The organism is Acinetobacter parvus DSM 16617 = CIP 108168, assembly GCF_000368025.1.
GTDB lineage: Bacteria > Pseudomonadota > Gammaproteobacteria > Pseudomonadales > Moraxellaceae > Acinetobacter > Acinetobacter parvus.
In genome coordinates, this window is sequence record NZ_KB849210.1 from 27,767 (window position 1) to 52,145 (window position 24,379).

The 24,379-nt window shown below is 43.3% G+C and carries 22 protein-coding genes and 1 pseudogene; 9 read left to right on the forward strand and 14 right to left on the reverse strand.

Features of this window, described 5'->3' with window-relative positions:
• Positions 1–11: 11 nt before the first annotated feature.
• A complete protein-coding gene (locus tag F988_RS00820; RefSeq protein WP_004680546.1) occupies positions 12–713 on the reverse strand; it encodes a TetR/AcrR family transcriptional regulator in 702 nt (233 codons plus the stop codon).
• 120 nt (positions 714–833) lie between these two features.
• Between F988_RS00820 and F988_RS00825 the strand changes: the two genes are divergently transcribed.
• The 4 genes from F988_RS00825 (at position 834) to F988_RS00840 (ending at position 4,793) form a co-directional block, all read left to right on the forward strand.
• A complete protein-coding gene (locus F988_RS00825; protein ID WP_004680548.1) occupies positions 834–2,288 on the forward strand; it encodes a coniferyl aldehyde dehydrogenase in 1,455 nt (484 codons plus the stop codon).
• A 168-nt stretch (positions 2,289–2,456) separates the two neighbouring features.
• A complete protein-coding gene (gene rpmB, locus F988_RS00830) occupies positions 2,457–2,693 on the forward strand; it encodes a 50S ribosomal protein L28 (protein WP_004649871.1) in 237 nt (78 codons plus the stop codon).
• Between the two features lie 12 nt (positions 2,694–2,705).
• The gene (rpmG, locus tag F988_RS00835) at positions 2,706–2,861 is read left to right on the forward strand and encodes a 50S ribosomal protein L33 (RefSeq protein ID WP_003654787.1); all 156 of its coding nucleotides are present in this window, start codon (positions 2,706–2,708) and stop codon (positions 2,859–2,861) included.
• 216 nt (positions 2,862–3,077) lie between these two features.
• Complete coding sequence (locus F988_RS00840; protein WP_004680550.1) at positions 3,078–4,793, forward strand: cation:proton antiporter; 1,716 nt, start codon at positions 3,078–3,080, stop codon at positions 4,791–4,793.
• Positions 4,794–4,849: 56 nt separating this feature from the next.
• On the opposite strand, the gene F988_RS00845 is transcribed toward F988_RS00840, so the two are convergent.
• The 12 genes and pseudogenes from F988_RS00845 to F988_RS00900 form a co-directional block, all read right to left on the reverse strand.
• Positions 4,850–5,128 (reverse strand): hypothetical protein, encoded by a 279-nt coding sequence (locus tag F988_RS00845; RefSeq protein ID WP_004674593.1) that lies wholly within the window; start codon positions 5,126–5,128, stop codon positions 4,850–4,852.
• 112 nt (positions 5,129–5,240) lie between these two features.
• Complete coding sequence (locus F988_RS00850; RefSeq protein ID WP_004674592.1) at positions 5,241–5,744, reverse strand: DUF6586 family protein; 504 nt, start codon at positions 5,742–5,744, stop codon at positions 5,241–5,243.
• Between the two features lie 116 nt (positions 5,745–5,860).
• Positions 5,861–6,919, reverse strand: a complete 1,059-nt coding sequence (locus F988_RS00855; RefSeq protein WP_034426780.1) for an RNA-guided endonuclease InsQ/TnpB family protein — start codon at positions 6,917–6,919, stop codon at positions 5,861–5,863.
• 89 nt (positions 6,920–7,008) lie between these two features.
• Positions 7,009–7,390, reverse strand: a pseudogene (locus tag F988_RS00860) (ASCH domain-containing protein).
• A gap of 6 nt (positions 7,391–7,396) precedes the next feature.
• Positions 7,397–7,642: an RNA recognition motif domain-containing protein gene (locus F988_RS00865; RefSeq protein ID WP_004680554.1), complete on the reverse strand. Its 246-nt coding sequence runs from the start codon at positions 7,640–7,642 to the stop codon at positions 7,397–7,399.
• Positions 7,643–7,703: 61 nt separating this feature from the next.
• The gene (locus F988_RS00870) at positions 7,704–9,683 is read right to left on the reverse strand and encodes an ATP-dependent helicase (RefSeq protein ID WP_004680555.1); all 1,980 of its coding nucleotides are present in this window, start codon (positions 9,681–9,683) and stop codon (positions 7,704–7,706) included.
• A gap of 122 nt (positions 9,684–9,805) precedes the next feature.
• A complete protein-coding gene (locus tag F988_RS00875) occupies positions 9,806–10,378 on the reverse strand; it encodes an HdeD family acid-resistance protein (RefSeq protein ID WP_004674586.1) in 573 nt (190 codons plus the stop codon).
• A gap of 178 nt (positions 10,379–10,556) precedes the next feature.
• Positions 10,557–11,315 carry a hypothetical protein gene (locus F988_RS00880; protein WP_004680557.1) on the reverse strand — a complete coding sequence of 253 codons (759 nt, stop codon included), beginning with the start codon at positions 11,313–11,315 and terminating at the stop codon, positions 10,557–10,559.
• A gap of 88 nt (positions 11,316–11,403) precedes the next feature.
• Positions 11,404–14,043 carry a type I DNA topoisomerase gene (gene topA, locus F988_RS00885; protein ID WP_004680559.1) on the reverse strand — a complete coding sequence of 880 codons (2,640 nt, stop codon included), beginning with the start codon at positions 14,041–14,043 and terminating at the stop codon, positions 11,404–11,406.
• A 33-nt stretch (positions 14,044–14,076) separates the two neighbouring features.
• Complete coding sequence (locus tag F988_RS00890; protein ID WP_004680560.1) at positions 14,077–14,526, reverse strand: hypothetical protein; 450 nt, start codon at positions 14,524–14,526, stop codon at positions 14,077–14,079.
• 72 nt (positions 14,527–14,598) lie between these two features.
• On the reverse strand, positions 14,599–15,543 hold the full coding sequence (locus F988_RS00895; RefSeq protein WP_004680561.1) for a PIN domain-containing protein: 945 nt from the start codon (positions 15,541–15,543) through the stop codon (positions 14,599–14,601).
• A 15-nt stretch (positions 15,544–15,558) separates the two neighbouring features.
• Positions 15,559–15,804: a SlyX family protein gene (locus F988_RS00900; RefSeq protein WP_004674576.1), complete on the reverse strand. Its 246-nt coding sequence runs from the start codon at positions 15,802–15,804 to the stop codon at positions 15,559–15,561.
• A 32-nt stretch (positions 15,805–15,836) separates the two neighbouring features.
• On the opposite strand from F988_RS00900, the gene F988_RS00905 reads away from it, so the two are divergent.
• Together F988_RS00905 and F988_RS00910 are read left to right on the forward strand one after the other, a co-directional pair.
• Positions 15,837–17,744 (forward strand): ATP-binding cassette domain-containing protein, encoded by a 1,908-nt coding sequence (locus tag F988_RS00905; protein WP_004680562.1) that lies wholly within the window; start codon positions 15,837–15,839, stop codon positions 17,742–17,744.
• 2 nt (positions 17,745–17,746) lie between these two features.
• The gene (locus F988_RS00910; RefSeq protein ID WP_004680563.1) at positions 17,747–18,679 is read left to right on the forward strand and encodes an LpxL/LpxP family acyltransferase; all 933 of its coding nucleotides are present in this window, start codon (positions 17,747–17,749) and stop codon (positions 18,677–18,679) included.
• Positions 18,680–18,938: 259 nt separating this feature from the next.
• On the opposite strand, the gene F988_RS00915 is transcribed toward F988_RS00910, so the two are convergent.
• Positions 18,939–20,072 (reverse strand): endonuclease/exonuclease/phosphatase family protein, encoded by a 1,134-nt coding sequence (locus F988_RS00915; protein WP_004674563.1) that lies wholly within the window; start codon positions 20,070–20,072, stop codon positions 18,939–18,941.
• Positions 20,073–20,274: 202 nt separating this feature from the next.
• On the opposite strand from F988_RS00915, the gene asd reads away from it, so the two are divergent.
• The 3 genes from asd (at position 20,275) to F988_RS00930 (ending at position 24,355) form a co-directional block, all read left to right on the forward strand.
• The gene (asd, locus tag F988_RS00920; RefSeq protein ID WP_004674561.1) at positions 20,275–21,393 is read left to right on the forward strand and encodes an aspartate-semialdehyde dehydrogenase; all 1,119 of its coding nucleotides are present in this window, start codon (positions 20,275–20,277) and stop codon (positions 21,391–21,393) included.
• A gap of 144 nt (positions 21,394–21,537) precedes the next feature.
• Positions 21,538–23,037: a FimV/HubP-related protein gene (locus tag F988_RS00925; protein WP_004680564.1), complete on the forward strand. Its 1,500-nt coding sequence runs from the start codon at positions 21,538–21,540 to the stop codon at positions 23,035–23,037.
• A gap of 61 nt (positions 23,038–23,098) precedes the next feature.
• Positions 23,099–24,355, forward strand: coding sequence for a hypothetical protein (locus F988_RS00930; protein ID WP_004680565.1), 1,257 nt, complete (start codon positions 23,099–23,101; stop codon positions 24,353–24,355).
• Positions 24,356–24,379: the final 24 nt, after the last annotated feature.

A 24,379-nucleotide genomic window follows, 5' to 3' on the forward strand; every position in this document is an offset into this window, starting at 1 on the left:
ATAGGTGAAGCCTACTCATCGTCGTCATTTTTAAGGTTGGAGAGGCTGGCAAACAATTCTGATGGACCGAGTGAGCGCAGCAACTGCTCGTAGGTCTGACGGCTTTCCCCCATTAAATATGGACCTTCCAGGAAAACCATTTGACGCAGTGCCTGCCAGACCCACTTTTCCTCCAGACGGTTGTTGTCACTGATATGGCCCGACATATACAAAAAGTTGGTCCAGTTGGTCAGCACAATCCAAAGGTTGATGATCAATGCCTCAATTTCCGAGTCCGTCATTTTCATCAGGCCAGCATCCACGAATGCACGGTAAATTTTCTGGCCCTGTTGCATCACCTGTCCAGCAAAGCGAGGATAAACCTTTCGGAAGTCCTCATTGTTTTCAACAAGATGATAGACATCGCGATGAATAAAACGATAAGCCCACAACTGGTTGCTCAACACCTGAAAATACCTGATTTTGTCATTGGCATTTAAAGGTCGATCTGTTGGTAATGCCAACATTTCCAAAGTTTCAGCCTGATATTGCTGTGCTAATTCCTTAATAATTTCCTGCTTGTTTCTAAAATGATAATACAGGTTGCCTGGGCTGATCCCCAGTTCAGCCGCAATGTGGTTGGTTGTGACCGAACGCTCGCCACGCTCATTAAACAACTGCAAACTGATTTGCAAAATTCGATCTTTGGTTTTGTTCGGTTTAGCATGCGACATTGATTTTAACCATCTATAACATTATCAATAGGTTATAAAACAAACCTATAAAGCGACTTGACACTTTAGAGTATTTACTCTAAAAATTAAAAAATAATAAGCTTTTTTTGGTCTACTCCTATGAACAGTCAAACAAAAACAACCGCGATGACACCTCGTGTCGATGTGCAACGGTTACATGATTTGCTTGAGCAGCAGCAAGCAGCCTACCAACGCCATCCTGTACCAAGCGCAAAAGAACGTATTGAACGCTTAGCCCGACTTAAAAACATCTTGGTAAAATATCAAGATCAATTTGCGAACGCAATCAGTCAGGATTATGGCAACCGTGCCATTATGGAAACCAAGATTGGTGAAGTTCTTACCTGTTTAGAGCATATCAAGTACTATAGCAAGAACCTGACTGAATGGATGCAGCCCTCTAAGCGCCATATCAGCATGTTACACCAACCTGCAAAAGGCTGGGTACAGTATCAGCCATTGGGCGTGATCGGCATTATTGCACCGTGGAACTACCCACTGCTACTTTCAGTTGGCCCACTGATCTGTGCATTGGCTGCGGGTAACCATGCCATGATCAAGATTTCAAGTGCATCATCAAAATTCGGTTATGTACTTGAAAATGCCCTTTCTGAAGCATTCCCACAAGAATTGGTGAGCGTGGTCAATGGTGGTGGCGCGATTTCAGATGCCTTTAGTCATTTAGCATTTGATAAATTAATTTTCACAGGTTCAACGTCTGTCGGCAAAACCGTGATGGCTGCCGCTTCACAGAACCTTGTTCCTGTAATTCTGGAACTAGGTGGAAAATCGCCTGCTCTTGTACATTCGGCAATGAATATTCGTGATGTGGCACAACGTATTGCGGTAGGTAAACTTTGGAATGCAGGTCAAACTTGCGTTGCACCTGATTACATATTCCTACCTAAAGGCAAAACGGCAGAATTCACCAAACACTATCAGGATTTTGTGAACACCATGTACCCAACACTGCGTGACAACAAGGACTATACCTCTATTGTCAATGACAAACAATACAATCGTCTTCAAGGCTATTTAGAAGATGCACGTGATCAAGGTGCGACGATCATCGAGTTAAACAGCAAGAAAGAATCTTTAACTGAAGTTCGTAAAATTGCACCAACGTTACTCACAGGTGTAACCACAGAAATGGAAATTATGAAAAATGAGATCTTTGGTCCAATTCTTCCTATTCTAGAATATGAACATATTGAAGATGCACTTCAATTTATCAATAGTCGACCACGTCCATTGGCGTTCTATTATTTTGATATTGATATGGCTCGTGCTGATTATGTTGCAGGACGCACCCATTCTGGACATTTTGGTATTAACCAAACCCTCACTCATGTAGCGCAAGATGATCTACCATTTGGTGGTATAGGTGCATCGGGTATGGGTAAATACCACGGCAAAGAAGGCTTTTTCAGCTTCTCACATGAACGCTCAGTGATGTCTAATCCAGTCAGTCCAAAACTGTACAGCCTCAAATTTATTTTGCCGCCGTACAATAAAGCAGCACACAAACTGCTTTTGAAAACCCTATTTCGTTAAGCTGATCAAGGCATGATCTATTACACTAGATCATGCCCTGTTTTTACCAAATTCGCTTGTCTTTTAATCGTATTTTTGGTATAAAACGCCCCTTGAATGATTTCATCCGTTTACTTGAATGGCTAGTTGCACGAAACCGTGCTGTATGAACTAGCAATGGAGTTCACCATGTCTAAGGTTTGCCAAGTTACCGGCAAGCGTCCTATCGTTGGTAACAACGTATCGCACGCAAACAACAAAACCAAACGCCGGTTCGAGCCGAACCTGCACCACCACCGCTTTTGGTTAGAAAGCGAAAAACGTTTTGTACGTCTTCGCTTAACCACTAAAGGTATGCGTATTATTGATAAATTGGGTATCGAGAAAGTTGTTGCTGATCTCCGTGCTCAAGGTCAAAAGATCTAAGGAGTCTGAGCAATGCGTGATAAGATTCGTCTCGTTTCTACAGCTGGTACTGGTTATTTCTATACCACAACTAAAAATAAACGTACTATGCCGGAAAAGATGGAAATCAAAAAATTTGATCCAAAAATCCGTCAACACGTAATCTTCAAAGAAGCTAAAATTAAATAATTTTAGTTTTCTTAAAAAACGGCTTCTTTTGAAGCCGTTTTTTATTGCCTAAAAAATGCTATTAATAGTAAGAAATGAGTTACATGATTTTTTTTGATCATTAAAAAAATTATCATCAACAAATTCGATTTTACTTGTTACAATTTATTCGCTGTTTTCTTGGCATGTTTTATGCTCATTTATTTCTACCTTAACCGCAACGATTAAGGAGCTTCGATGCCACATGATGTTGATTTAATTATATTACTTGCTGTTGGCTTTGGTATGGCTCTTATTTTTGGCTATATCGCAGCACGTTTACGCCTACCTCCTCTGATCGGTTATTTAATTGCGGGCATTATCATTAGCCCAAATACACCAGGTATCGTCGGTGACATTCATCTCGCCAACCAGCTTGCAGAGCTAGGTGTTATGTTTTTGATGTTTGGTGTGGGAATGCATTTTTCCCTCAATGATTTACTTCAGGTGCGCCGTATTGCCCTACCTGGTGCGATTCTACAAATTGCGGTTGCCACCCTGCTTGGTATCGGTGTTTCCATGTACTGGGGTTGGAGCTTCGGTTCAGCGCTCATCTTTGGTTTAAGTTTATCGTGTGCCAGTACCGTGGTCTTGCTCAAGGCACTGGGTGATCGTGGGCTACTCGACTCGGTCAATGGGAAAATCGCAGTGGGCTGGCTGTTGGTTGAAGACCTTGTCATGGTTCTCGCGCTGGTTCTTTTACCTGCAACCGCCGTGTTACTGGGCGGACACGCCTTGCCTGGTACAGACACCTCACAAAGTATCTGGCTGACGATTGGCATTACCCTACTCAAAGTCACAGGCTTTATTGCATTTATGCTGATTATTGGTAAACGTCTTGTCCCAATGATCATGCAGTTTGTCGCTCGTTTAGGTTCCCGTGAACTCTTTACGCTCACCGTGGTTGCTGCCGCAGTTTCAATTGCCTACGGTTCCTATGCTGTTTTTGGCGTTTCCATGGCACTTGGCGCTTTCTTCGCGGGTATGGTGGTGAAAGAGTCCGACTTTAGCCATCGTGCAGAAGAGGAAACTCTACCATTACGTGAAATCTTCTCAATTTTATTCTTTGTCTCAGTTGGGATGTTGTTCGATCCAAGTATCCTGATTGAAGAGCCTTTACGCATTTTGGCTGTGATTGCCATTATTATGGTGGGTAAAACTTTGGCTGCGATAGCACTGGTTTTATTCTTCCGCTATCCCATCAATACCGCTTTAACAGTCGGTGCCAGTTTGGCGCAAATCGGTGAGTTTTCATTTATTCTTGCGACACTCGGCTTATCACTAGGTTTACTGACTCCCGATGCACAGAACCTGATTCTGGCGGGTGCACTGTTCTCCATTACCCTCAACTCATTTGTGTTCTCAGCCATTGAGCCTGTTCAACGCTGGATTCGGGAGCGTTCGCATTTAGCACGGTTATTAGAGCGTAGTGCTGACCCACTGGCCATACTGCCAGATGAGGTGGATCAGGCTTATTTACGTGATCAGGTGGTGATTATTGGCTATGGAGGCGTAGGTCGCCGTATCAGTGAAAACCTGATACAGCAAAACATCAAGGTGGTGATTGCTGAAGAGAACCGTGAGATTGTGGAAAAACTGCGTTCTCAAGGCATTGCCGCGGTCAGCGGTGAGGCAACTGAACCCAATGTGCTGATTCAGGCCCATATCCAGCATGCACGCCTACTGGTTATTTCCCCAATGGATATTCTGGATATTCACCGTATTGTTGATATTTCCAAACAGCTTAACCCTGAGATTCAGGTGCTGATCTGTGCTGAAAGCAAGGAAGAGGCTGCCGTGATTCGGCAGGAAAACCTGGGTGAAGTATTCTATGCCAAGGAAGAAATGGCAAAGAATATGAGTCATCATATCTTGAACCAGATTGAACTCGCACACCAATACCCTGCACATTAAGCATTTTCAGGACAATAAAAAAGCGTACCCAAAGTACGCTTTTTTAACATTCAGCATTAGCTGAAATGGGTAGGTTGTTCATCCACAATCTCGGCCTGCAACTCATTCATCTGCTTTTCCAGCAAACCAAACAGGGCTGCCTGAATCATATGCTGTGCAACCATTGGTGTCTGTTCACCTAAAATTGCCTTAACTTCATCACTAAACTGTATCTTCACCAAGGGTTCCTGTTCAGAACCAGCATTACGCAAAGCAAGTTCGCCACCTTCAAGTTGAACCAATTCCAGTATCGCTTCCTGATTACCGAATAACTCTTTTAACTGTTGCATTGACATATATTTTCTCCATGCTTCAACATGGTAGCAAAGTACCCTTGCACTTTGCGCTCTCACGTCTTATCTATATGAGTCCTGTTTGCGCAGATTTCAAGTCTAAGATCAATTCAGGCTAAAACTCAACCATCTCGTTACGAAAACCATCAATTAAATGGCTTAACTCACGATGCCATTCTCGTAATATTTTCGCATCGGGTAACCATGCTTGAGGACTTTGAGTCACTTTAATAATCAAATTCGATGAAGTCTCATTTTCAGGTTCTGGTGCTGTTGGCTCAGGTGCGTATTGACACATGCGGTAAGCACGTTTTAATTCGGCAATAAAGCCATCTTTCGCCAGTTGCTGCAACACAAGCACTTCTGGCGACACCTGCCCCTTGTCCGCCATGTGTTCCTCAATGGATTTAAAGGTCGGCTGTAAATCATTTAAGCGGTAGTAGCGCACCAGTTCCTGCAAAAAAGCTAGAATCGCCCCGTGCAAATGGAAAACCGCAGCTTCACGATAGGCCTGTGCCTGTTGGATATGTTCAGTTTGCTCAGCTTGTTGACATGCGAGTCGGGCAAAATACAGTTTTTGATTGGTGCGATCAGCATGGTAACGGGCAACACGGGACATAACGATAACCTATAAATCAGGTAGGAGTGAATCAGATTGTAAAATGAATTATCTCAAAAACAAAAGCGATCTTTCAGATCATTCATGCAATTCAAGAGTTTGACATCCTCCCCGACCTAAAGGACGGGGATTCCTACTGCTAGACGCTCATGTCCGAGCGCAAGAATATTCAGTGCTGAGTTTATATCTCGATTATGGAGCGTACCGCACTCCATGCACTGCCATTCTCTTATTCCAAGACCTGTCCTACCTTTCGGACTACTACAGCGTGAGCCACAGCACGAACACGTTTGGGTGGTATAGGCCTCATTGACTTCTTCATACCATGCCCCTGCGTTCTCGCATTTATACTTAAGCATGGTTCTTAGTGTTGTCCAACTTGCATCTAGCACTGATTTAGCTAATTTAGTTTGTGCGAGTGCTTTGGCATTCACATTGCCAACGAAGATTGCTGCATGTTCATTCACCAGTTTATGGCTGAATTGATGCAGCATGTTTTGACGTATATTTTTAATCTTGGCGTGGATTGCTTTGACGCGCTTTTTATTTCTAGCTCGTTGGGCTATGCCAAGTTTTTGTTCATATTGGCGATAGATTTTAGGGGCTTTGAGTTTCACACCATCTGAGCATGTTGCAAGGTCTTTTAGCCCTAGATCAATGCCAATGGCTGTGCTTGATGTTGTTTTCTCTATCTTTGGTGCTTCTACAACTAAACAGACATACCAACGCCCACGACTATCCTCAACAAATGAGCCTGTTTTAACATTGTATTTGCTTAGTCCGTAGCTGTCCCATAGTTTGAATTGGTGCTTGCCATATTGAACATAGCCATCAGCATATTTGATTGCTACTTTCTTGAACGGTATCCAGCCCAATGAACGCCTAGCTGATTTTTTATTGCTGACTCGCCATTTCAGTTTTGCTTTTTTGAATTGCTTGCGTCTTGTCACTAATTCTTCTGTGACCGCCTGAATCGTTTGGCTATGCAAATTACATTCTTTCGATGTGCCTTTTGTGTATTTGGCAATGTCGTATGCTGAAAAGAATTGTTGTTTGCGTTGTAGATGCTTGAAACACAAATCATTGACATAATTCCAAACAAAGTTTACCTCCAACGCTAGTTGGTCTAGCATCTTGCAATGTTTGTCTTTTATTCGTAATTTGAGTGTCTTCATACAATTATTTTAACCGTATTTTTCTTAATAGTGATTATAGCAAAAGTATTTAAAACGACATTTCATGTCGTATGGCTTACGCCAGTCGCTTATATCCTCGGGCTAAACCCCGAGGTTTTACGCTCCAATGGATAAAGCTTTATTTTAGCCCTTACTTCAAGTGGCTGTAATAATGGACGAACATTATTGATCGCCCAGGCATAATATCCATCTGCCCAATAAGATGCACATGCAGCATTCATTTCGTCTGGCTGCCACGGATGCGCTGATTGAATGTCAATCAGCACCACTGCCAATCCCGCTTCCTCATCACCATCATTCAAAAGGAAGTTTTGATTCTCAACAATGACCAGGTTTTTTAATGAAAAGCTTTTCAAGTTGCCATGAGCGAACCTCCAGGGTCTTTAGCCCTTGTGCAATCCGCCCAACATTCGGTGTGACAATAGATAACGTGGTATATTGCTTTAATATCTGGATTTAGGCTTTGTCTTCCGCTATTTTCACACGGATACCAGCGCCTTTCACTTTCAAGGTATTTAGGCCTTTAACAGCCTTAACCGCCTCACGTGGATTTGGCATTTCAACAAAACCGAAACCTTTCGATTTACCCGTTGCTTCGTCTTTGACCACGACACAAGACTCAACTTTTCCATATGCTTTAAATAAGTCGAGAATTTCCGCATCAGTCACATTACGGTCTAAATTACGAACTAAAATTTTCATGCTAAAACCTAAAAGATGATTCACGCTTAAATAGGCGAATCAAAAAATCAATCTGGGTAGTTTAATCGAAATCAATGCCAAAACCTAAATTGTTTGCAACACGATATCGAGTCTGTGATTGTCCAAAACTTTGCGGAATTTGCCGATGAATCTGAACATCGACTAAATGTTGAGGTAAATCATTGAGGAAGTAACTTTCTATTTTTCTTCCTAACTCATCATATTGATCTTGTGACCATAAATTTAAGTTTTGTTTGGTTAAAATCAACTCATTTTCTGCACGCGTCAATGCGACATACAAAACACGTCTCTCCTCTTCGACATCGTTAAAATCACCCTGCGCCCGTGCATGTGGATATTGATTGGGAGATACATGTGGAACATAACAGACTTTTTGTTCAGCACCCTTAGCTGAATGGATGGTAATCAATGTCACCAAGTCCTGATCTGGAGTTTTATCAATTTCTGAAACTGAAATCGGATCAAGTACATATTCCTCAAGGAATTCTCCAAGCGAACTGTGCTTGCGTGCCAGTTGTTTGACTAGGTCAAAGTCTTTGACACGGCGTGTCCAGTCTTTAGCTTTATAATTATTTTCCAGCTGTTCATTCAAGGCATCCAGTGCCAGTCCAATGCAGGCTTCGACATGCTGTTGCAATACATCCAGTTGCATCAAGATTAAAATCGCTTGTTGTGGTACTTTGCCATGTCGTTCCAAACGCTGGCAGCGTGCCTCAATATCAGGTAATTGAATCAATTCCTGCGCCAATTTGCTGGCACCGACATCACCCACCCCATCCCAGAGCGTCAGGAAACGCATCCAGGCCAGATCATCCTGTGGATTGACACTAACGCGAAGCAAGCTCAACACGTCTTTGACATGCGCTGATTCAAGCAGCTTCACTCCACCAATAAAACGATATGGAATATTTGCCGCAATTAACGCTCCCTCAAGATAACGACCGCTAAATCCTGAACGCAACAGAACCATGTGTTCAGCCCAAGCAGCACCTTGCAGATGTCGCTGATTTAAATCCTGAACAATCCAGTTGGCTTCTTCAAACTCATTACTCAAGATATGCAGTTGTGGTTTTAAACCTTGACCACGATAGGCCTGTAAATGTTTGCCATACTCAATCGGACTTTGTCCCAGCAACCAGTTGGATAGATCCAGAATGCCTTGTGTGGAACGATAATTCATTTCCAGCGTCAGCACTTCAGCATCAGGTACACGCTCTTTAAAGTGATGAATATTTTCAAAGTCAGCGCCACGGAAACCATAAATGGATTGTGCATCATCCCCAACACAAAATAGCTTAACCTTGCCAATCAAAGGTTGTAGTAAGTCCCATTGCAGGGGGTTGGTGTCCTGCATTTCATCGACTAATAGTGCCGAACAAAAGCCTGTGACCCAATTCACCAACTCAGGTGAACTTTGCAAATGCACCGCAACAATCGCCAGAATATCGTCATAATCCAAGAAATTACGTTCCTGCTTACGCTGTTCGTAGGCTTTCATCAATTCAGCAATTTGTGTTTTATATTCGATGGCTTGAGGCAACTGCTCAACTAAAGCATCCGACAGCTTGGTTTGTGTATTACGTGCATAGGAATATAGATCGCAGAGTTCAGCCGCTTTGGGTAAGACATTGCCCTTATCCTTACCGCGCAACAGGCGAAACATCAGCAACTGATCATCCCGATCAATAATACTAAACTGTGTGAGACCAAAGGCTTTAGGATTGCGGCGCAATAAATACATACAAAAGGTATGAAAGGTCGAAGCTCGTAGCCCTTTGGCTTGTGCGCCCATATGCTGTTCAACGCGGGTCACGATTTCACTGGCTGCACGACGGGTAAAGGTCAGAATCTGGACCTGTTGCGCTGGCAAACCTTGATCAATTAAATACGCTGCCCTTGCCACAATGGTTTTGGTCTTGCCACAACCTGCCCCTGCCAGCACCAGACAGTTTTGTGCTGTTGCGGTGGCAGCCCGTTTTTGTTGTGGATTCAGTTCATCAATTAGCTTGGCAAGCGTCATAAAAGCAATCAATTAAAAGCGAAGTGCTATTTTAACAGACTAAAAGTACGAGAGATATTTTCTGCTACAAAACAAAAAGAGCATGTGTGACACATGCTCTCACTTGTCAAATGAATCATGAATTAAACTGTGGTTGAACTATGGGGTAACTGCTTAATCGCTCCTGCAAAACTCAGATAGTTGATTCCCTGAAATAAAATATCAATTGCAAGGAACATTCCCAATACCCAGAACGGTGAATCAGGTGATGATAAAATCAGGATACCTGTTAAAAGTGTTAATACACCTGAAAACAACACCCATCCCCAGCCTGAAATCGGCCTCAGGATAAATGCGTTTACGCTACGGATAATCCCCGCAATAATTAAGGCAACTGCCAAAAAGCTGGTCAACACAACAGCGGTTATCACAGGTGTGGTAAAGGCAAAGTAACCTGCCACCAAATACAACACACCAAACAACGCCCACAACCAGCGTGTACCGCCCTTAAACACCGTAAATGCCGCAACAAAATGCAGGATACCACCCAGCATCATCAATACACCGAACAGCAGTACGGCAGACAATGTTGCGAATGGCAAAGCAGCTAAAAGAATCAAACCGAAAACAACCAACAAGACACCCAATAACAGATACCATTTACGATCAGCGTGTAGCTGATTGCGAATCAGATCGTTACCCACCGTTTTCATCATGATTTACTCTTTTATCATCAATGTGCTATGTATATATTGAGCGTGTTGTAGACCTAATTCTGTATAAGTCATGTTGAGAATTCATAACAAAATGTTGAAAAACCTGTGTTTTATTCCATAATTTTTTATTGAGCTTGTTGTTTTGCAAGATATGGATAAGTCAAAACTTATCCACAATTTACTTGATCCAGCCAATTTCCTGAGCAGTCAGTACACTGATCACGGTTTGTTCCAAATCATTCGGCATTTTACTTTTATGTTCGGACAATGGAATCCGTCCGCCCATAATTTCAGCTTCGGTTTGTGGATAGAGCGGCTGTTTATCTGCCTGTGCATAGCCAATCGGGAAAATAGGTTCACCATTGGCTAAGTTATATTTATCGGTAGCGCCAAAACCATGCAATAACTCATGTACCAATACCACATTGTTTTGCTGTGTCTGTTTAGCTGAGGCAAACAGATTGACTGAACCAATGCGTCCACGTTCCAGCGCAGTTGAATGCTTGAGTTCCCGATTTTGCTTCGGATCATAGAAATTCAGATATAAAGTTAAACTCGGTGAACCATCAATCGATTGATGCTGCCTCCATCCATAAAATCTAAACTTTAGACTCCATAGAATATTATTCAGAATACTTGGCTGCTCAGACATCTTCGGCGGTGCTTGCTGTAGTTCCCGCCCAATCTCGATCATAAAGTAACTGCTTTGCCCTCGATATTGCTGGCTATTTTTTTCCAGATAATGTTTGACTTCATAGAAATCATCCAACTGCAATTGCTGGATATATTTTTGGGTAGAGGGTAAACCATCAGCGTTGATCGGATGCAAAAGAATATTTATCGGCTGATTCCAATCCTGATTTTGATCACGATAAGCATTGACTGCAACAATCAATAACACCAGTAGTAAGCAAGCGACTCGAATATTTTTCCACATGCATTTCACCCCAATCAAAATTAATTTTTCTTTTTATTTGTTCAATAAAAAATGCCAGCAATCGCCAGCATTTTTTAAACTTTAATGTTTAAGCTTCTACCCATTTCCCATCTTGGAACACCAGACTCCACTTGGTTTGCTTGCCTTCAGCGGTTTCAGAACCTACATATTGTGCTTGATTCTTACGGCTGAATTTCACGACCGTTGGATTACCTTCTGGATCAACATCTGGTGCTTCTAACAAGAACTGATACTTCGGATCAAGCTGCTCAGCCACACTGCGTAATTCAGCCACTTTTGGTGCACGGGTCTCACGAATTTTCGGAAATTTGCTGGCTGCTAAGAACAGACCTGCCGCACCATCACGCAACACAAAGAAATCATCGTGTTTGGTTGAGCGTAGGTGTTCCATTTTGATTGGGTCAACACGCGGTGGCGCAGGCTGGCCATTCTTCAACACTTTACGGGTATTGTCACAGCTTGAGCAGGCGAAGTATGGACCAAATCGACCTGTTTTCAACTGCATTTCACCATCACACTTATCACATGGAATGGTTGGGCCATCATAACCCTTTATCTTAAATTCACCTTTTTCGACTTCGTAGCCATCACAGTCAGGGTTATTACCACAGACATGCAGTTTACGGCCACCATCCACCACATAGCTGTCCATCGCTGTACCGCATTTAGGACAGCGATGTTTTGACATCAAGTCTGCTGTTTCAGCACCATCATCATCAGACAATGCAGCCAAAGACTCGACAGGCGTTAAGTTCAATGTACCTTTACAACGTTCTTTTGGTGGCAGGTTATAACCAGAACATCCTAGGAATACACCTGTTGTGCCTGTACGAACCTGCATTGGGCGAGAACATTCAGGGCAAGAGACATCGGCAACTTCGATAGGTTGATTACGGCGCATACCGTTCTCACCTTGTGCATTAGTCAAACGCTTTTTAAAGTCACCATAGAATGTATCCAGTAATTCTTTCCAGTTACGCTCACCTGTCGCCACACGGTCCAGTTGCGCCTCCAAATCTGCGGTAAACGCATAATTCATCAGGTTATTAAAACTTTCATCCAAACGGTCAGTCACGATCTCACCCATCTTTTCTGCAAAAAGACGGCGATTTTCCAGTTTTACATAACCACGTTCCTGAATGGTGGAAATAATCGCGGCGTAGGTTGATGGACGACCAATACTACGTTTTTCCAGTTCCTTAACCAAAGATGCTTCGGTAAAACGTGCAGGTGGTTTGGTAAAATGCTGGCTTGGGTCAAGTTTTTCCAACTTAAGCACTTCGCCCACTTTTACCGCAGGTAATAAAATATCATCATCAGATTTATTGGCACCACGAACACGAGTAAAACCATCAAATACCAAAGTACGGCCTTTTGCCTTTAACTCAACATTCGCCGCTTCAACCGTTAAGGTTGAGGATAGGTATTCTGCTGGGGTCATCTGACAGGCAACAAATTGTCGCCAGATCAAGTCATACAGACGTTGTGCATCACGCTCCACGCCCGCCAGTTTATCGCCCGTCAATCCTACATCCGATGGACGGATTGCTTCATGCGCCTCTTGCGCACCCGCCTTGTTACCATAACGGTTTGGTTTGGCTGGGACATATTTTTCACCAAAATTTTGCTGGATATAGTTACGCACCATATTCACCGCATCATCACTCAAAAAGGTTGAGTCAGTACGCATATAGGTAATAAAACCACCCTCATACAAACGCTGCGCCAGCATCATGGTTTTCTTCACTGAAAAACCTAAACGTGTGCTGGCTGCCTGTTGCAGGGTCGAGGTGATATATGGCGCACTTGGATTGACCTTGGTCGGTTTATCCTCACGCAGTGCCACCTTATATTCGGCATCTTTTAATACGTTTAACAACGCATCCGTTTCTGCTTTATTCTTGAGTTTAAGCGTTTTACCTGCCTGCTTAACCGCCTCTAAGCGAATTTCTTCTTTCTTTGATAGCGTGTCTGCAAAAACCTGCCAATATTCTTCTGGGATAAAGGCACGGATTTCACGTTCACGTTCTACCACCAGTTTTACCGCAACCGATTGAACACGGCCTGCCGATAAACCACGGGCAATTTTCTCCCACAGCAATGGCGACACCATAAAGCCCACCACACGGTCAAGGAAACGGCGTGCCTGTTGCGCGTTGACACGGTTTAAATCTAGACGTGTTGGCTGTTTAAATGCTTCCTGAATGGCATTCTTGGTAATTTCGTTAAAGACCACACGATGGTAACGGCTATCATCACCACCGATCACTTCCCGTAGATGCCATGCAATTGCCTCTCCTTCCCTATCCAAGTCCGTTGCGAGATAGATGGCATCCGCATCTTTAGCGAGTTTTTTTAGTTCGGCAACCACATGTTCCTTGCCAGGCAGTACTTCATAATGGGCAATCCAGTCATGTTCTGGATCGACACCCATACGGTTGATCAGGGCAGATTGTGCTTTTTGTTCTTTTTCCGCTTCGGTCAGTTTGGTACGGGTGGCAGGCTTCTTTTCAGTCGATTTTGCACCGCCACCTGTAGGTAGGTCACGCACATGACCGACCGATGACCTGACAATAAATTGTGAACCCAAATATTTATTAATGGTTTTCGCTTTTGCAGGCGACTCCACAATCACTAAGGCACGTTTAGTTGCAGCAGAGTTAGAAGCTGCTGTGCTTTTGGAAGCAGAGCGTGGAGTATTCGCCATAATAAATCGTTTTTCCTATAATTAATCAAATAATTAGCGCTGAGCTAATTCATGTAAATATGCTTTCATTGCTTCAAGCTGAGTGGCTCTTAAATCAGTTTCTTCATCCCAATATAGCCCGACACAGTTTGCTTGCATATCAATAGCATAAACTCCTTTTAATGCAATGGGTAAATCATTAAATTTCTGATCACCCTGCACCACCTGAAGTTTTCCATCCACCACGCGCGCGCGCATGAGTGCCAAACGTGCATCTGGAATCAGTACACTATAATAAGCCACCATGCTGGCACGTTTTTCGGATGCCATTGGAATCTTTGTCCATTCAGGTGCCACAATCAAACGTGGATGCAGCCCCATTTTACGCGCCTGCTCACGCATCATGCCAAGCGCCTTTTCCCGTGGACTGACACGTAAGCCAAAAATAGAGCCAAGTACAAACAGTACAATCGCAACCGTGATCCAAATTCCAATATTACTCATAAAGCCGCCTAAAACTTCCTTTTATTAGCGTTACATAAGTTTAAGTTAAAAGGCAAGTTGATCACATTATATTTATTTTAGCATTGCCCAAAGGTCGATATTATTTTGTAAATAAACAGGTTTATTTTCCTGAATTTGAACGATTTGATACTTTTTCAGCAAATTTAGCATATGTGTAATTTGCGCTTGGTTTTCAAACTTCAATGCTGCCTTGATTGAATTAGATAAGGTTTCTAACTTTGAGGGTTTGTTATTGTTGACTTTGGATAAATAGTCACAGTATTGCTTGATATGCATCAAATGTGGACGTTCTTTAATATATGCCATTGTCATTTTATCATCATCACTTACTGCTTTTGTTCCATTGACTTGTAGAAACTTTTTCATTTGTTTTTGATGATATTCAAGTTTATTCTGCTTGATTGAAACCATCTGTAATTTTTGTAAATCAAGTAACATATCTTCAGCTTGTTGTTGATTTAAACTACACCAGGACATTAATGATTTCAGCAACGATTTGCTCTTTTTGGGCTGATTTTTAAGTAAAAGTTGCACAGCCTTATGTATAGCATCATCTACAAAAGTCACTTGTAATGGGTTGATTTTAGTTTCAATCGTTGTGACAGCTACCTCAACCATTTTCTTAGGTTCAGTTAATTGCTGTTTGAGTTGTGCCGATTGAATTCCCACTTGTTCAAGTAACTCAACTGCATAAGACATCGCTGCATCATTTGACATGACATCAATTGAGCTTCCTTTATCTAACTGAGCAGACAAACGCCCAGCTATGAATGTCAAACCAAAGTCAGCAGAATTTGCACCTGTTTTAGGCATTTTAATGATGAGCAAGCGTTTATCTTGTATGGCAAGACTGAGTTCCATTAAATCATCTAGTGCAATATTTAAATGTGAATTTGCATAAACCAAAATCACTTGACTGTATTGTTTTAATAGAAAGTTTAATTCACGAACTTTTTTGGGTTGGTTTTCGATATCCAATAATAATATGTTCTGCATATGACCTATCATATTTTAATAATGTGGTGGTTTATTACTCATGGGATCAAAAGCGGCTATTCCCTCAGACAAGTCAGATGCCTCAACACGCTGGTACAACAACTGCATCTGTTTTTTTAAATCAGCAATTTCACGCGTCTGAATGGCGAGCTGTTGATTCAATTGCTCAACTAAATCATCCAAAAATGCAATTCGCACTTGCAAATCTTCAATGGGTGCGGAAAATGACGCGTGATCATCAAAATTTTTTGGTTTAGTCATTTCAGACCTCATCTGAGCTTTTAGGAAACATTATGGCCTATATTACTTTAAGGGATGTCCATCTCGCATTTGGCGGACCTGCCCTACTCGACGGCGCGAACTTTAATCTGGAGCGTGGCGAACGAGTCTGTTTAATCGGTCGTAATGGCGAGGGTAAGTCTACTTTATTAAAACTGATTGAGGGAAGCCTATTACCTGATACAGGTGAAGTTTCGATTCAAAATGGTTTAACTGTTTCCATGCTAGCCCAAGACGTGCCGATGGATTCAGGCAAAGTGGCCGATATTGTTGCTGATGGCGCAGGCGAAGCTGCAACCGTACTCAAAGACTACCATGAAGCAAGTGATGCCTGTGTATTAGGCGATATGGAAGCCTGTGACCGTATGGGCATGCTCCAGCACAAACTCGACCAACTGGATGGCTGGGCACTGGAAAACAAGGTCAATACCATTTTGGGCAAAATGGGGCTAGACCCAAATGCCGATCTGGCTGACTTGTCTGGTGGGCGTAAGCGTCGTGTCTTGCTTGCCCGTGCCCTACTGACCCAGCCTGATGTGTTATTGCTGGACGAACCAACCAACCATCTGGATGTTGAAAGCATTGAATGGCTGGAGAAATTCCTGCTCGACCAGAATAATCTAACTCTTTTATTTATTTCACATGACCGTTCCTTTGTTGACAGCATTGCAACACGTATTGTTGAACTTGATCGTGGTGTTTTGCGTGGTTATGAGGGCAATTATTCACGTTACCTCGACCTCAAAGCACAACAAATGGAGGCAGAAGAAAAACAAAATGCTTTATTTGATAAAAAATTAGCTGAAGAAGAAGCGTGGATTCGTCAAGGCATCAAGGCACGCCGTACCCGTAACGAGGGACGTGTCCGTGCCTTAAAAGACTTACGTGAACAATCTAAAGCGCGTCGTTCACAGCAGGGCAAGGTCAGTATGGCGACACAAGAAGCTCATCGCTCAGGCAAGCTGGTGTTTGAGATTGAGAACCTAAGCGTTAGTTATGGTGAACAACCATTAATCAAAGACTTCTCAGCGATCGTATTACGTGGTGATCGCATTGGTTTAGTCGGTGACAATGGTGTGGGTAAAACCACCTTGATCAAAGCGATTTTAGGTGAAATTGAACATAGCGGTGCGGTGAAAACAGGTACTCAACTGGAAGTGGCTTATTTTGACCAACTGCGTAATGCCCTAGACTTAGAAAAGAGCGTAATGGCGAACGTGTCAGAAGGCTCTGATTTTGTCGATGTGAATGGTAACCGCCGTCATATCTATAGCTATTTACAAGATTTTTTATTCTCACCAGAGCGCGCTCGTACGCCCGTCAAAGCACTGTCTGGTGGTGAGAGAAACCGCATTCTACTGGCAAAATTATTGCTTAAACCATCAAACCTGATTGTGATGGATGAGCCAACCAATGATCTGGATATGGTGACGCTGGAACTGCTGGAAGAAATGCTGTCTGAGTATAAAGGCACCCTGTTGCTGATCTCGCATGACCGTGCCTTTATGGACAATGTCGTGACTTCAACCTGGGTCTTTGATGGCAAGGGCAATATTGATGAGTATATCGGTGGCTATCAAGACTATCTGGAGCAACGTCCTGACCAAAAAGTGGTTGATCAAAAAAGCGATGTGAAAAAAGCTCAGGCCAAAGCAGAGGCAGCAGCATTGGCTACGACTGCACCGAAAAAAGTCAAACTGAGTTATAAAGATCAGCGTGAGCTTGAACAGCTTCCTGCTGAAATTGAGAAACTGGAAAAGGAACAGGCTGAGCTTTCTGCAAAACTTGCGGATGGTTCGTGGTTTGTAAAAGATGCAGAAGCAGCCACCAAAGCCAGCCAGCGTTTAGCAGAAATTGAGGAAGTCATGCTGGAAAAACTGGAACGTTGGGATACGTTGGAGAACCTGTCAAAGGGCAACTAAACATGGGGCGGAAACAATACATCGCAGGAGAATTTCAATGGGAATTCTTACTACCTAAATATTGGAAAATCTGGATTGCCATTATTTTTCTGATGTTATTAGCGATTTTACCGTGGTCAATTCAATGGCGACTGGCACATAGTCTGGCGGCATTATGTTGGCATTTACTCAAGTCACGTCGTAGAACCACGCTTAGAAACCTGGAATTGTGTTTTCCCGAATGGTCACCTGCTGAGGTTGAAGCACAGGCCAAGCAAGTCTTTGTCGATATGATGTTAGGCGTATTTGAAACCTTGAATGCCTGGTACTGTCCGAAATGGTTTAAAGGTCGTCATAGCATTGACGGTCTGGAACACATTACCCATGCCAAAGCACAGGGTAAAGGCATCTTATTGCTTGGCACACATAGTACCCTGCTGGATGCAGGTGGTTATATCTGTGCTCAATACTTTGAGCCCGATGTGGTTTATCGTCCACAAAACAATCCCATGCTGGATATGCTAATTTATCGTTGCCGTGCCACGATTTATCAACATCAAATTGATCATGATGATATGCGGGGTTTAATTCGCCACTTAAAAGCGGGTGCTACCGTTTGGTATAGTCCCGATCAGGATTTTGGCTTAAAACAAGGGGTCATGGCACCATTCTTTGGCGTGCCTGCCGCTACCGTTACAGCGTATCGTCGACTCATCAAAATGTCGAAATGTGTTGCTATTCCGCTGTATTTTTATCGTTATGGCGATATTCGGAATCCGCAATATAAAGTTGTACTTGAACCTGTTGTTGAAAATATGCCAAGTGGAGATGAGGTGGCTGATGCTGTTCGCGTGAATAAGATTATTGAAGCCCAGCTTCGTATTGCACCAACACAATGGATGTGGTTCCACCGCCGTTTTAAAACTAGAGCTGAGGGTTACGAGAAAATTTATTAATAATTTGAAAAAATTAAAACCCGAGTTTCGCATCCTGCAAAGCTCGGGCAAATGAGGTTGTGCTTTCACAATATTTTTATTATCTTGCTTCCATAGCATGCATCATATCCATAATGCTTTTTCCATCTCAGCGTTGCTATCCTTAATCGAAAATCCTTTCCTGCATCCCTGTGCTGATGTATTTAGAATAAATCTTTTAAGCGACCATGACTATTCGCTGTGGACTGAAATCACTGTACGATAATGCTTACATGAGCGTTTAGTGCTTATTCTTAATGATTACACTTTTATGAGTCTGGGCAAGTTCATCCACCACCACTTTCCCCTCCTGCTCCGCTTTCGCTATACCCTCCTGAATCGCCTGCTGTGCCTCATCCTCATCACTTTCTGTCTGCTCCAGCTCTTGCTGCTTTTGTTCAAATATCCGTCCCGTTTGCAGCACCACATAGATTGGAAAATGGTCTGAACCAATATGGGGCAAACGCTTCATTTCAACCAGACCAAAGTCTGTACTGTGGAAAATATGGTCCAGCGACCAACGTAATAGTGGATAATCCGCATGAAAGGTATTCATAAAATAACGCCCCACACGCGGGTCAAGCAGACCACTGATCCGCTGGAACAGGCGGGTGGTTCTTGACCATGCCACATCATTCAGGTCACCCATCACAATACAGCTCTCATCAATATCCTTGATCTGGTCGCCCACAATCAGGAGTTCAGCATCCCTTAAGGTGGAATCCTTTGCCTCTGTGGGACTTGGCGGCTTTGGATGCAGACAGTACAACTGCACACTTAGCCCCGAACGCAGGCGTATTGTTGCATGGATGGATGGAGTTTCATCACTCAGGATGAATTTCACTTCGGTGTCCGCTAACGGCAAGCGGCTATATAGATGCATTCCATACAAATTATCCTGAGGCACTGCAACGCGGTAAGGATAATCCGCTTCAATCGGTTTTAATGCTTCCTGCCAAACCTGGTCAGTTTCCAGTGTCAGCACCACATCAGGCTGCAAACGATTAATCTGTTCCAGCAACAGGTGATATTTATGGTTCGGGGTCAGCACATTGGCGACCAGCAATGAGATTTGCTGCTCAACATTCAGTTGATCCTGACGCACATGCAAAACCTGCTTTTTCCAGACAGGTGTATAAGGCAGCACCATCTTAAGTTGGTAGGCAACCGCCGCAATCACACCCAAAAGCAGCAATTCCCTAACGGATGTCCACTCTGCATTAATAAAAAGCAGGCCAGCAAGCGCAACCAACCCCACGAACAGAATCTGTAATCTTGGAAAATCAGCCCCCCGAAACCACCACTCATCCCGTCGAATCAATGACCATCCACTCAACCAGATCGCCAGCACCGCACAAACCTCAATTGCTATCATTTTGCCCTACTCTTATTACACTTCATTGCTGATATTATGGATTTCTTAATCATATTATGGTCTTATCAATTTTCTATCTAATACAAACAAGTTATTCCACTCAAGAAAATTATGGTTTTATTTAGGTAAAGCTTGCAGTTGCAGGCACTTTTGATACACTCAAACCCCTTATAAAGTTTTTTACATACCGAGGCACAATGACATGAAAGTAGGTCTGGTCGGTTGGCGTGGGATGGTTGGTTCTGTCCTGATGCAACGTATGGTTGAAGAGAATGATTTTGCTCACATTGAGCCATTCTATTTTTCTACCAGTAATGCAGGTGGTGAAGCACCTGCATTTGGTGGTAAGACTGCCCCAGCACTTATGGATGCATCAGACATTAACAGCCTGAAGCAAATGGATGTCATTTTAACCTGCCAGGGCGGTGACTATACCTCTGAAGTTTTCCCAAAGCTTAAGGCTGAGGGCTGGGATGGTTACTGGATTGATGCCGCATCCACCCTGCGTATGGCGGATGATGCCATCATTGTGCTTGATCCAGTCAACCTGAACGTGATCAAGGATGGTTTGGTGAATGGCACTAAAACATTCGTTGGCGGCAACTGTACCGTTTCCCTAATGCTGATGGGCCTGGGTTCACTGTTCCAGAACAATTTGGTGGAATGGGCAACCTCAATGACTTATCAGGCCGCTTCTGGTGCGGGCGCGCAAAACATGCGTGAACTCATAACCGGCATGGGTTATTTGTATAACAACACCAAAGCGTTACTAGACGATCCAAAATCTGCCATCCTTGACATTGACCGTCAAATTGCTGATTTACAACGTGGTGAGGGTTTCCCTAAAGCCAACTTTGGCGTGCCGTTGGCAGGTTCCCTAATTCCTTATATCGACAAGCAACTGGAAAGCGGCCAGTCAAAAGAGGAATGGAAAGGTCAGGTCGAAACTAACAAGATCCTGGGTAACCAGCAAATCGTTCCTATTGATGGCCACTGTGTTCGTATTGGTGCAATGCGTTGTCACTCTCAAGCCATTACTTTGAAGTTGAAAAAAGATGTGCCACTTGACGAGATTGAGGACATGATCCGCAATTCAAGCCAGTGGGCAAAAGTGGTTCCAAATACCCGCGAAGCCTCCATGACTGACCTGACTCCTGTGGCGGTTACAGGTACTTTAACTGTTCCAGTGGGCCGTCTGCGCAAGCTGAATATGGGTAAAGAATACCTAGGCGCATTTACAGTGGGTGACCAACTGCTGTGGGGTGCGGCAGAACCGTTACGCCGCATGCTGCGCATCTTAGTGGAATACAAGAACGCCTAAGCAAAAAATAGATGAAAATCAAAAGCCGATCACAGTTGATCGGCTTTTTTTCTTGTGATTGCCGATGAAGATTTTACAATTCATTTACATCACGGTAATGTATACTTTTGAATTGACTAAAACATCACTGTTTCATGGATCAAGATGACTATTTATAACAAATTAAAAATTGCCATTTTAACCATATTATCCTCGCAACATCTTTATGCAATCACACTTGATCCATTGCAAATCCAGTCCGCACCAGGCGAGTTGCTTTATGCCGAAATGAGCTTTCATCAGGCAGATGCCAATTCAAAACTGGATGTTAGCCTTGCAACGCCAGAAGACCTGATGATGCTCGGTGCAATACACCAACCACCCGCCGCCCTTAATTTTTTTACACGTCGTAACAACAAGGGTGAAGGGGTGATTGTCATTACCTCTTCAAGACCCATGACCGACGCCGAGCTGAACATTATTATTAAAATTCAGGAAAATGGCGCAGCACACCTAAAACACATCAGACAGCCAATACGCCAAAAAACCCAGATTGCAGCAGCCAAAAGCAGCAATGAAAAAACGCTGGCGCCTAAATACATTGTCAGTGAAAAAGATATAGCACTGAACTTGCCAGAAAGCACACGTTACAACGCAAATTCAGCAACAAATTCAAAAGAAACAAACCTAAAGCAGGAGAAACTCCTAAACGCACCCTTTGCTCTTCCTCCTGCATTAAATATTCCAGAGAGCAAAGCGCCTGTCGTCACAGCTATCTCGGTTGCACCTCCAGCTAAAGCAGAACAGACGACCACCATTCAGGCAGCAAACAATCCAACACCGCCTCCTATTTCCAATACAGCAGTGGCCGAGCAAAAACCAGTAACGCCTGCACCAACAATCAAGCAGGAAGTTCAGCAGGCTGCGGTTGTTCAGGCGACAAATGCCCAGCCAGCCAATGAAAATATTCCTGCTGAGAAACCAATCCAAAATACTGAAAATAAACTTGTGGAAAAAAAGCAGGATACCATGGCTGAGTATCAGGCAAAAAATAAAGAGCAGCCAATTAAACAGCCACCGCCCCAAAGCACCCCATCCGCAGCATCAGGTGAAAATAGTCAACAGCAACATCTGGTTAGACGTAATGAGTCACTATGGAGCATTGCACAGAGAATTGCAGGACAAACCCAGCAACCTGTGTACAAAGTCATGAACCAGATCAAGGCGCAGAATGAACATGCTTTTGTTGGGGGTAATGCCAATCGGTTAAGACAGGGTGCTCATTTAAATTTCAATTTGGGCACTGTCCCAAGCCACAAAAACCCAAGTACAAATCAAATGGCAGCCCAAACAGCGCATGGTGTGCCAGCAGGAAAAGCAAAATATCGCCTACAACAGGCGGAAATGACCCTGATTGCTGAAAGTAATCAAGATTCCAGTACTGGAAGTGCGAAAAAAGACACACAACAACAAAAAACCAGTGCAGATTTATCATTAAAAGTTATGACAGCACGCGAAAAAACCGTTACATTACAAAGAAACGTAACACAGTTAGAATTGGCATTACGTGGTAAGGAACAACGAATTCAGTTACTGAACGCTCGGCTTGCAGAGCTACAGGAACAGTTGAAAGCGCAACAGGAAACTAAAAAGCCAACACGCTAGGTTACGGGAAGATTCTCATAAATTTGCACAAAAGCGGCTCTATCTTCAAGGGGTATGGATCATGTCAACTATAATAATTGTACTGCTAGTCGTCGTACTGGTTGTTGCAGTCGTTTTAAAAAAACGGGGTGACAATCAAGGCAATACAGCATCCAAAAAAGGTGCTAGCAAGACAGCTAAAACAGCAGCTACAAAAAAAGTTTCACGTACAACACTGGCACGTCAAGAGCAGAAAGCCGCCCCACAATCCACGAACCCGATTCCAGACCGTCTGCGCCAGAAACTTGAACAGCAGATTCAAAGTGGCAACTACCAGACTGCTGAGGCACAGATCAATCAGGCCTTAAAACAGGATAATACCCAGCATGAGCTGTATCTGTTCCTGCTTGATATCCATTTGGCACAAAAAGATGATTTTGCATACAATCAATTGCTAAATCAAATTAAATCATTAAAACTCTTTGATATAGTTCAAGCTGCGGAAACTAAAAAGAAAGAACATCATGTAGTTGATGATCAATCCTTTGATACAATCGAGTTTAGCCCAAGCAATTTTCAACAACCGCATACACCTGCTGCACCGCCTGTTCAGAACCATACCGCTGATTTTGATGCACTGGTTCAAACCCCAGCAACACAGTCTTTTGATGATTTACAGTCTGAATACAGCACACCTGCTGAACAGGAGAAAGCTGCTGAACAAGTTCCTGAAGTTCAACCTCTGGATTTCAACTTTTCTTTTGAACAGAAAGAAAGTGCTGAGCCTAGTCCTGTAGCTGAACCCGTTGAGACAAAACAACAACAGCAACCACTTGAATTCTCATTCAATTTAGAACCAAGCACCACCTCTCCAGCAGTTGAAGAAACAAAAACTATAGAGAGCAAGCCAGAATTAAACTTCGATCTATCCATTCTGGAAGTCGGTTCAAACCAGACTGAAACCAAGTCAGAGGATATTCCAGCCCCAAGCCTGGATTTTAATTTTGAGCCATCTGAGAATAAACTAGAGACGCCACCTGCGGCTGAAAAAATCGAGTTCACCTTTGACGTTACAGAGACAGTTACCCAGACTGAACCTAAAACAGCATTTATTGAACCAGCACCGCAAGCCCCCGCAACAGGCAATGATCCTTTGGCCCAATCATTCCCTGATCTGCAACAGCTTGATGAAGCACAGCTTAACCTTGAACTGGCTGAACAATATATTGAGCTCGGTGTCTATGAGTCAGCACGGGAACTGTTAAAGAACAGCCAAGCGCTTCTAAATGCGGAGCAACAACAACGTTCAGAAAAGTTACTCAATAAAATAGCTTCCTGAATTTGATCCGTCTAATATAAGCAG